The 1,166-nt window shown below is 57.2% G+C and carries 1 protein-coding gene; it reads right to left on the bottom strand.

Annotated elements, in window-relative coordinates:
- Positions 1-17: 17 nt before the first annotated feature.
- Positions 18-1,075, bottom strand: a protein-coding gene (locus tag KP699_RS16210; RefSeq protein WP_143217558.1) for an IS630 family transposase whose coding sequence is annotated in 2 segments (ribosomal slippage) — positions 18-583 and positions 583-1,075 — 1,059 coding nt in all. Because the reading frame shifts where the segments join, the coding sequence is not laid out codon by codon here.
- Positions 1,076-1,166: the final 91 nt, after the last annotated feature.

Below are 1,166 nucleotides of genomic sequence, written 5' to 3' on the forward strand. Positions count from 1 at the left end.
ATACCAATTTGCTTTTGCTATGACCCATGAGCCCAGTCGCGCAATCCGAGAGACATAATGCGCCATGGCTGGTCGGTGAGCTGGTTCCACGCATGGCAGGCGATATCGACGATATCGTCATAGGTTTTGAAGATTCTGTTTGAGAGCCATGTATTACGCATGAACTGCCAGACGTTTTCCACCGGGTTCAGTTCAGGTGACCGTGGTGGAAGCGGTAGGAGAGTGATGTTGGGGGGAACCGTCAGTTTCAGACTGGTATGCCATGCTGCCTGATCCAGGATGAGGACGGCGTGGCTTTGCGGTGCAACGGCCTGGGCGATTTCCTTGAGATGGAAATTCATCGCATGGATGTTGCACGAAGGAAGCACGAGGGCGGCCCCTTTTCCCTGAGCGGGGCAGATCGCTCCGAAAATCCAGGCGGATCGGGTCCGTAGGTCGGCTGTCGCGCGAGGGCGGGTTCCCCGCTTCGTCCACCGCCGTGTCAGCTTTGTTTTCTGGCCGATCCTCGCTTCATCCGTCCACCACAGTTCGATGTCTTCTCCGGGATGACAGGCGCTGATTGCTGCAAGGGCATCAGGGAAGTCTTTTTAAAAATGTCCTGGGCATCCGGGTTCTGGGCATAATGCAGTGGGCGGGCCGTCAGCAGGCGAAAATTCTCATTGCGGACAATCCTGCTCAACCACGATACAGACAGGCTGACCCCGTGCTCTTCATGGAGCCAGGCGCACAGATCACGCAATCGCCAGCGCACCACACCATGAGCCGCGGGAATGGGGCCATCTTCGATCCGCTGCGCCAGAGCTTCCATGACGGAAGGTGTGATGCGACGAGGAGTGCCCCCACCATGACGATCAATCAGCCCCGCAGGCCCTTGAGCGTTAAAGCGCAAAACCCAGTCCCGAACGATCTGTCGATCTGTTCCCGCAAGACGGGCCGCTTCACCACGTGTCGCCCCGTCATAAATCGCGGCAAGCGCCAGAAGGCGCCGGGACTGGGCGGCATGTCTGCTTCCTCGGGCCTGACTGCGCACCCTCGCTGCGTCATAATCCTCGCGGAGTGCGACTGCCTTGCTCATCAGAGATACCTTCCTTCAACAATGGCATCCTGTGAATCACATTTTTAAACCAATGGGTACCCCATGAGTCACAGCCTCAACAAATTAGTAT

It is taken from the genome of Acetobacter sp. P1H12_c (assembly GCF_018811975.1).
Taxonomy (GTDB): domain Bacteria; phylum Pseudomonadota; class Alphaproteobacteria; order Acetobacterales; family Acetobacteraceae; genus Acetobacter; species Acetobacter persici.